General features: G+C 42.2%; 6 protein-coding genes and 1 pseudogene. All 7 read right to left on the bottom strand.

The window, feature by feature from the left end; genetic code table 11:
* Window positions 1–515, bottom strand: a pseudogene (locus ACYVAA_RS18685) (O-antigen ligase family protein); the annotation flags it as partial.
* Between the two features lie 124 nt (window positions 516–639).
* Entirely contained in the window at window positions 640–2187 is a 1548-nt protein-coding gene (locus tag ACYVAA_RS18680) for a lipopolysaccharide biosynthesis protein (RefSeq protein ID WP_460544660.1), read from the bottom strand.
* 136 nt (window positions 2188–2323) lie between these two features.
* Window positions 2324–4756, bottom strand: coding sequence for a GumC family protein (locus ACYVAA_RS18675; protein ID WP_460544658.1), 2433 nt, complete (start codon window positions 4754–4756; stop codon window positions 2324–2326).
* 289 nt (window positions 4757–5045) lie between these two features.
* Complete coding sequence (locus ACYVAA_RS18670) at window positions 5046–6200, bottom strand: polysaccharide pyruvyl transferase family protein (protein ID WP_460544656.1); 1155 nt, start codon at window positions 6198–6200, stop codon at window positions 5046–5048.
* On the bottom strand, window positions 6197–7372 hold the full coding sequence (locus ACYVAA_RS18665; protein ID WP_460544654.1) for an outer membrane protein assembly factor BamB family protein: 1176 nt from the start codon (window positions 7370–7372) through the stop codon (window positions 6197–6199). The genes ACYVAA_RS18670 and ACYVAA_RS18665 overlap by 4 nt, the downstream gene beginning before the upstream one ends.
* A gap of 51 nt (window positions 7373–7423) precedes the next feature.
* Window positions 7424–8860 carry an MBOAT family O-acyltransferase gene (locus tag ACYVAA_RS18660; protein WP_460544652.1) on the bottom strand — a complete coding sequence of 479 codons (1437 nt, stop codon included), beginning with the start codon at window positions 8858–8860 and terminating at the stop codon, window positions 7424–7426.
* A 14-nt stretch (window positions 8861–8874) separates the two neighbouring features.
* Window positions 8875–9302, bottom strand: a 428-nt coding sequence (locus ACYVAA_RS18655; RefSeq protein ID WP_460544648.1) for a hypothetical protein, incomplete at its 5' end; no start/stop codon positions are given.

The raw sequence follows: 9302 nt of genomic DNA, 5'->3' as shown, positions 1-9302 counted from the left end.
GTGGCAAACAGATTCCCGAAAAGTATACCGGATTTGATCCCATACATTTCAGTCGGTGCATATCCAGTGACGGTAGAAACGAGTACATTAAATATAAAAAGCACCAAAATCATGATGGAGGCTTTGTATAAATGATCGAAGATTTCAGACCTGGTAAATTTTTGGTAAATGGCCACAGTAAGTGGAAGGCAAAGAAATAGCGAAACAGTGGCAAATATGTAGGGTCTGATGGTTTGAAAGTCGGTACTGTACTTCAGCAACCACAGGTAAAATAGGGACAGGGCACCCGCAAAGATATTATGCTTAAGAAAGGTAGGATTAAGATAGATAAGCTTGCCGATTAGCAAACTGGATAATAAGTAATGAACACTGGCAGGCGCCGTATTATTGATAACGAAGTAGGTAAAGAAAATTACCGGTAGGTAAAATAGGATTTCATCATCTTTGGTTAGCAGCAGGTAGATGCAGAAACCATACATAAGGAATTCGGTAATTATAAAAAATAAAGTAAGCATATCAGGGCATTTTAGTATTAATTCTCATATTAGTTGAAATGCTATTGGTACCATTAGAGGATAGTTCATTGGGGTTAAGCTTTTGTAGCTAGTGGTTTATTCGCGGAAGGAAGTGCCATTAATATCAGCGAGTTTTGAAAAACTTGATTTTGGACACGATTTCAGCTACAGCAGTTCGCTCATTTTGATTTATTCCTGCCCACCAGATCAATAAGCCACCAATGGGAAGTGAAAGTCCACCCATCAAAATAAGATAAACCCAGTTGTCTATATAAATCCATCTTCCCAAGTAACAGGCCAGGCAAAGCAGTGCTGCTGTGACCAAAACTGGTCTGAGGGACCTGAAAGAGACGAGGACTCTACTATCTTTGATATGTTTCTTGATCACCAAGGGGTAGCCAAAAGTCAGGAAAAGCCTGCCTAAAATGATGCTGATACAAAGCCCCAAGATCCCGTATTCGTTGACCAAAATGAAGGCCAACAGAATGGTACTGGTCGAAGCCAAAAAGGAAAGCAGGACTTTTATTTCCAGTTTTAAAGACAGGTTGATGATATCACTGTCCATTTGAAAAAAGATGTACTGAATGGCAATGATGAGAATCAGTAAATTTTCAAGATTTCCGGCGTAATGTTCCGATCCGACCCATAGGCCGATAAAGGATTGGTTGAACAAGAGAATGGAGGCACCAAAAGCACTGATCAGTATCCAGTTCAACGTGATCAGTACATTTCTGGCCTTTTGTACCTTTTCAAATTCCCCTTTGCCGAAGATTCCACCGATACCCGGAATTATTCCGGTGGTAACGGCTGAAACAATCCCTTTGATTGCAAAAGAGGTGAATAAGGTCAAGGTGTATTTGGTCACGAACACGGGGCCTATCAGGTATCCTAGGACGATTTTATCGCTGTTCATCAGTAGCATTTTCGTTACCATCAAGCCCATAAACCAGCCGCTCAGTTTGCCGTAAGATTTGATTTTGGAAGAATTTGTTTTGCCAAAGCCGAACCAGGGAACGTTCTTCTTGACGATTAAATAGAAGGTCAATCCTATAAAAAGTGCGATCAGCACCTGGACGATAGCCAAACCGATTAATCCATAACCCAAAGTAATGGCCAGTACTTTTAGCAAGCCTCCCACCGCTATAATGCCAGCCCTAATGCCCATGCGCTTAAAGCCAAGGTTCATCCCTCTCAGCACGGATTCGAACAAATCGAAGACTTTGTGGACGACCAGGGTAAGGATCAGAATAGAACAGGTTATTCGAATGAGGTTGTTGTATTCATCACCTGCATTGATCAGGCTGGGGGCGTACCAAACGATTACACTGCCTATGATCATCACGATGGGCACGATAAATGCTGTGATCACCAGGGCTGTTGTGACCTCGCTTCTGAGCTCTTCATCCGATGCAATGTCCCTTTTTTTAGAGACGGACCACTTCAATACTTGTGTGGCACGCGTGTCCGCCATGCTGGCATATCCTGTCATTTGGGTGAGCATCTGCCAGATTCCATAAAAAGAACTTCCCAAACCACTTACGATAAAAGGGTTGACGATAAATCCTGTCAGCTGTACGCCTATGTGGTCGATCATCGCGGTGATCGAGTTTAAATAAGCGTACTGCTTAAGGTTTTCTTTGGATTTTTTTTGAGAAGTGGCTTTACTTAGCACGTGAATAAAAGTTAGGTTGTATACTGTTTCAAGTGGGCAGAGCTTCGCCCCGTCAGTCCCAAGGGGGATTTGACCGGGGAGTTATTTAGCCTTTTTGTAATGTCTGAACAATTAAGAGTGGGGAGGTAAGGCCGGATTACAGCCCTACGTTCCTGCTGCTCTTACCGATGATCTTATCGATCAAGCTGCTGTTTCGGTCTTCTTTGTAGTAGCCGTATCCATAGCCTCCATAAGTCAGCTCCTTGTTGGGAACATCATTAAGGACTGCGTAAACATGGGCAGGTCCCAATTTGCTTTTTAGCTTATTGATTTCGGTAATGAAAGGCTTTTCGCTATAGTTATATCTCATTACGAAAAGCGTCAGATCTACCAACTGCAAGATCTCTAAGGTTTCACTGACAAGGCCAATTGGCGGGGTATCAAGTATGACCACGTCGTATTGCCCCTGGAGTGTTTTGATCAGGGTGTCGAAATGAGTACTGACCAAGAGTTCAGCAGGGTTGGGCGGGATGGGGCCTGCGGCTAGAATATCCAAGTTCTTGAATTTTGTTTTTTGGATGACAGCGGACAGGTCATTGCTCTGCTTGCTGAGATAGGTGCTCAGCCCCAGGTTGTTTTTGATTTCAAAATCCCCAAATATTTTAGGTTTTCTCATGTCACAGCCCACGAGAATGGTCTTTTTATCGTTCAGCGAGAAAGTGGAAGCAAGGTTGATGGAGCAAAAGGTCTTTCCTTCTCCGCTTATATTTGAGGTAAGGGCAATCGTTACCTGCTTTTCTTTGGGACTGATGAAGTGGATATTGGTTTTGAGGGCCCTGAAGGCTTCTGTGATGCCCGACTGGGGCTCTCTGAATACCACTAAGTTGGTGTCAAGCCTGTTGTGTCCGATTTGGGTAAGAATCGGCACTGAAAGTTTGCGTTCCGTTTCTGAAATGTCCTTTACTTTTTGATTGAACATGTAAACCAGCGTGATCGCCATAAACGGTAAGGCCAATCCTGCTATGAAGGCCAGAATATAATTGGTCAAATAGGGCAGGGTAATAGGAAGAGATCCTGGTCCTGCGTATTCGATCACTTTATTGGTCGCCGTATTGGATGCAAGAGAAATGGCCGATTCAGCCCGTCTCTGCAATAAGAAAGTATAGATACTTTCATTGATGGCAAACTGACGCTGAATTCTTAACAAGTTCTGTTCGGTGAAAGGAAGTTTACTGAATTCAGCTTCCATCTTAGCGATACGGCCTTGAAGATCTCTAATGATCTGATCTGTATTTCTGCCAGCATTGCTAATAACTTCCCGTATGGAGGCATTGAGGTCCCTTATTTTTTGGTTGGCTTCTCTCACGGAAGGAGAGGCTGCTGTAAGGGTTACCATTAGTCTGGACTTATCCGACTGTAAAGCAATCAGGTTTTCTATCAGGGTATTGAGGACAGGATCTTCGATCCCTAATCCGGAAGGCATTACAATATCCGAATAGTTTTCCCTAGTGAGATAATCCAATAGATTATCGTAATACTGCTTTTTAAACCTTTGATGTGCCAGGTTACTTTCCAACTCAGAAAGCTGGTCAAACATGGCACTTCCTTCAGACCCTATATTGTAAGTCTTATGGCTGCTTCTAAAGTTTTGGAGTTTGTTTTCGACAAAGCCCAAAGAGTCCGCTACGTTGGCGATTTGTCTGTCAATAAAATCGACGGTATTGCTTGCTAACAGATTTTTTTCCTCCAATTCCATTTCCAGGTAGATGTCCATCAGCATATTGAGGTAGTCGATCCCTTTTTGAGGGTGGCTGGAGACTAAGGTTAGTCCTAAAGTAGAACTGGTAGGGTCTACAGGAAAGACTTGGAAGTTTTCCCCGGTGTATTGTCCGACCAAGCTGCTTTCTGGTCTCAGCTTAATGATGTAACTGCCATCTACAGGAATTCCATCCCCAACAAGGTTGACTTTGAACCTGAGGTCGGAAAGTTCCAGCCATTGGTCAAAGGGATAACTTTTTGTCTGGAAAAATGGCCTGGGGATTTCAAGTGCTCCCGACTTCTTGGGGGAATATTGGAAATAGGTGTCTTCCACCAGTTCTATCTCGTAACTGGAGTGATCCTTCCATTTTATCCTGATTTCACCATTGATAAGCTGTGGGTGGTTCCAATCAACTTCTACTCTGAATGGTGCGTTCAGGTAAACTTCTGTAGGAATATGGTTGTCTTCACTGTAATATTCCACATCGAAATTCAACCTTTCCAAGGCTTTTCGCGCGACAGGCTTGGACTTCATGGAGATGGCCTCATTGGCAATGAGGCTGGGGGTGAGCCGCTTCCCAGTGGCCAGCCCCGTCAGGTCCAGGATGTTGATATTGTTACTTTCATCTTTGATCAGGAATTTTCCGCTTACCTGATAGCTTGGATGAATGTACATGTTGACAACGAAAGCCAATGCCATGGCCACTGCCAAAGAGCCCAGGAAATAAGGCCATAACTTGAGATATCGTAAGAAAAATTCTTTCAAGTTAAACCCCTGAAAATCAGGTTCTTCTATATAATCGTCTGACGTTTTTTTTGGTATTAGTTTCATGACTGATCATTTTGGAGCCATCTGGAAGATAAAATATAGATTTCCAATAGGTTCGTGGTAAACACGACTTCTCACTTTTTCTTGGAAATGGCTTTTTGTGTTGAACATATAATTAAATCTCTAGGTATTTGAACTTGAAAAGATGCTGAAGAATCATAGCATTAATTTAAATTTTTGTTTTCAAAAATCCTAGTTTTGTACTGTTAAAAATGAATTATAAATACAAAAAAAAGCAAAATGTAATAAAGGGGTTCCTGTGGTGAGGAACACCCTTTTGCAGTTTGATAATTCATATGCGCATGACACTTTCTTTTTGCTGGATGGCCTTTTTCAGATTGGTTTTCCAAACCATCTGGTTCTTCGAAATAAAATCCCGCAGTAAAGCTTCTCTTTGATTGAATTTTTGTGCATCCCACTTATCGATCAGACCGAGCAGTTTGTTTTTGAATTCAGACTGGTTGTCTTCTTCAAGCCTGATGCAATACTCCGGTATGCCAATACTTTGGAACAAGTCTCTTCCTTTGCTTTGGGGCAGTGGGTTTTTGTTGAACCGTTCTACATTGATGACCAGACTGTTGGATAGTTTCATGGAGAAAACAGAACCATGGAATCGGTCGGTGATGATAATGTCAATTTGACTGAAAAGACTGAGCTGGTCGAGGACATGATCATCAAAGAGCTGAAGACTTTCTTTTCTGTTGATGAAAACATATTCTTTGGAGTGATTTTTCAGCTCTTGTTTGATCCATTTTGCGATATTGTCATCAGTGACCCCAATCAATACCACCTTTTTCTTTATGTTTTCCGATTTATTAAGCTTGATGTCAAAATCCTTTTCAAAATCATAGAGTAGGGTGGGGTCAGCTATTTTGATTCCCTTTTCTACACCCATGGTTTTAAGTAAACTCTCCGTTACAGTATCTCTCACAAAAAGCAACTTGTACTGGTCAAATACCTGGGACAATGTTTCCTGCTGTTTCAGGTAGGCCGTTACATTTACCAAGGGATCTACCGAAGCAGAAATTGAAAATTTCTGGGCCTTGATCTGGGGAGGAAGGAAATAAATATTTGGCAACTGCTTACTGAGTTTGTCAGAGTACATCCAAACGGTGTCGCTCCCGGTGAAGATGTAGTCGTAATTCAATCCGTTGATGAAATCGATCTGGTCATTTAACTCTGTTTTTGAACAGGCTTTGGATAAACGGGTATTTTTCTTGATGAAGTTTCTGATGGAGTTATAGCGAAGAATTTTGCTAAACCGTACAAAGGGAGGTTTTAATCGAAAAAAGTCCCTTTCGTTTTTTTCCCTATTGTCCGGGATGAGGTTGATGATTTCTACCCTTGCTTCCGGGAAGGCATTGGATAGCAATTTGTAGACACAATAGGCCTGCATAACTGATCCCGGATTGATTGAATAATGGAAAGTAAGAATCCCTATTTTCATGACTTATTTGTTTTAAGTGAATAATAGTATCCGTCCCAACTTCCGATGAAAATATCTCCTTGTTCGTTGAGTACAGGCACTGATAAAATCTTATTATTATGAAACTCCCAGATCACTTCAAGGTCTGCATTGAGTTTGATAAGCCGTCCACTGCTTTTACCGTCTTTTGTCGAAAGCAGAATGTTCCCTTTTTTGTCCAGTGTGGGGGTGATCCACAGTCCCCTGCTTACATTGGTCAGTTTGTTTTTCGCGAGTGTAGTGCCGTCCAATGCATTTAGTTTGTAAATAAACCCTTGTAAATCACAATAGTACAGGTGAGCTCCATCATGGCTTATTGCGCAGGACCCCCTGATTGCCCCGGTAGCTTTTTCCCACTTGGTGTTTCCTTCGTAATCCGTTGCGGTAATGAAGCCTTTTACTTCTCCTTTTGAATAAAAGAAGAAGGCGGATTGGTTGATGTCGCAGATGACAGGATTGCCCCATGGTTCCCACCAAAGCTTGATTTTCTTCTTCCATTTTAGCTCTCCATCTGTTGTGAACTTATAGGCATAGCCCTTCCTCGATGCACAATAAATATGGTCGCTTTCATCTATGGCCACACCAGATAGCTGGTACCTGGGGAATTCGAGATCGTAGCTCCAAACGAGTTCCCCACTTGGTGAAAAGCAGTGAAGACCCTTGCCATAGGCTGTAATAAATATTTTCCCCTGTGTGAAATTGGGCGAGCTCCATGAACGGTAGATGATGTTTTTCTTTTTGATCCGATCGTAGGTGAAAGGGTAGTGGGCATAAAGGTTGAGGCGCCGGCTGTTTTTCCATCGGCCTTTTTGCCTGGAGAGGTCTTGAAGCCACTGTAGCTGACCGGACAAATCCAAACAATAGAAGAATCCGTCTCCTCCAGCAAAATAGATTTTGTCTTCCACCAAAAGGGGGGAGGAATAGATCTTTTCCCTGGTAGAGAATGTCCATCTTATGGAGCCGCTACTGTCGAGAGAGTAGAAGTTTCCGCTATGTGAACCAAAATAAAGATTACCTTGATCGTCAATGACGGCTGTGGACTCCGCTCCGTATACAGGATTGGTGTTCAAGAATCTCTTCCAGTTTACCTCTGGTGCCAAGTTCCCTGTGGAGAATTCTTGACGGGAGTTTCTGAATTTGTTAAATAAAAACATACTTCAATCGATAAGAGATGAGTAATTGATTTGGGGTTAGATCCAAAAAGGTCAAAATTGAAAATAAATGAACTCCTGCTCGCTTCCTGACCAGAACATGATGGCCCAGACGGTAGCAAAATACATGGACCACCTCAACTGTTTGGGCCAGTTAAGTCCCAGTCTTTCAATAGCATATTCCTGCTCTCTGCCTAACCATTCTATGATTATGAAAACGAACAGCAGGAATAGGATAGAGTACTTTGGTAAATCAGGAGCGGAAAACAGGGAGAGTGAGAATATCGGTGTTAGGTAGTCAATAGCGTGGGAGACGCTCTCTGCTCTAAAAAACACCCAGGCCAATAGCGTCAGTGCAAAGGTTCCTGTCATGTAGCCGAATTCCTTAAGACTTGGAAGCAATTTTCCCTCCGCCACGGTGTTAAGGTGTGCCCTGTTCGATTTGGTGAGGAGCAGCGGAAGAAAGTAAATGGCATTTAATGCTCCCCAGACAATAAAAGTCCAGTTGGCACCATGCCAAAATCCACTTACAATGAAGATGATAAAGGTATTTCTGATCTTAATGGCAGTGCTTCTTTTGCTTCCTCCCAGTGGAATATAAAGGTAATCTCTAAACCAAGTAGAAAGAGAAATGTGCCACCTCCTCCAGAATTCTGCAATGTCTCGGGAGAAATAAGGAAAGGCAAAGTTCTTCATTAGATCAAACCCGAACAGTCTTGACGTCCCGATGGCAATGTCAGAATATCCTGAAAAATCTCCGTAAATCTGAAAGGCGAAAAACATCGCTCCGAATAGCAGGGTGCTGCCATTATAATCTGCAGAGTTGTTGAAGATTTGATTGGCAACTTCGGCGCAATTGTCTGCGATGACGATTTTCTTGAAAAGGCCCCACAGGATCTGCCTTAAACCGTCCACCGCTTGGAGGTAATTGAAATTCCTGTTTTGGAAGAACTGCGGCAAAAGGTGGGTGGCCCGCTCGATCGGCCCGGCTACCAGTTGGGGGAAAAAGCTGACAAATGCAGAAAAGGCAATGAAGTCATTAGTAGGCGAAAGCTTCTTTTTGTAAATATCAATGGTGTAGCTTAAGGTCTGGAAGGTATAGAAGCTGATACCTACCGGAAGGATAATGTTCAAGGAATTGGGTTGGATCTTCCCGCCAAAAAAGGTAAAGGCTGTCACAAAGTTGTCTGCAAAAAAATTGTAATACTTAAAAAATCCCAATAAGCCCAAGTTCACGATGATACTGGCGAATAGCAATACTTTTCTCTTGCTGGGAGTTTCTTGCTGGGACAATTTTAGCCCGATCGAATAATCCACTACCGTACTAAAAACAATCAGGGATAGGAATTTCCAGTCCCACCAGCCATAGAATAAATAGCTGGCAACTACAATAAGAAAGTTTTGTGCTTTTAGGTTTTTGTTAAATACAAACCAATATAAAACAAAAACAATGGGTAGGAAAATGGCAAAGTCAATGGAATTAAATAACATAGTAGCCGCTTGGTTTAAAGATGAACTTGAAGTTTGTAGTTTTGGCCTATGGCCTGATCAATAACGACTTGCTTATTGTCTTTTTCCAGAAATTTCTCCCTTAACAAGCTGTTAAAAAAGGTGGAGAATTTTTTGGCACCGTGGTAATTTAAATGCGTTGGGTCTGCAAATAAACTGTCTGAAAGCGGGAAATGGCTGAAATCCAAAAGTTCAACATCAATATGGTTGTTGATGAGAAAATTCCTTGCTTGGAAGGATTTTTCGGTTTTTTGTACCTCAGGGTGTACGGGACAACTGATAAGATAAACGGGGATGTTTTTTTTCTTGAATAGATTTATGGTTTTCAAAAGACTTTCTTCATGGATGCTGTTATCCTGCAATTCCATGTTTTCATCAGGGAGCTGAGTGGCCTTGTATTTTTCAAAAAGCGCACGGTAGGAAC

The organism is Echinicola sediminis, assembly GCF_054777495.1.
Note: the sequence above shows the minus strand (reverse complement) of the source record. Positions and strands in the feature narration are given on the sequence as shown.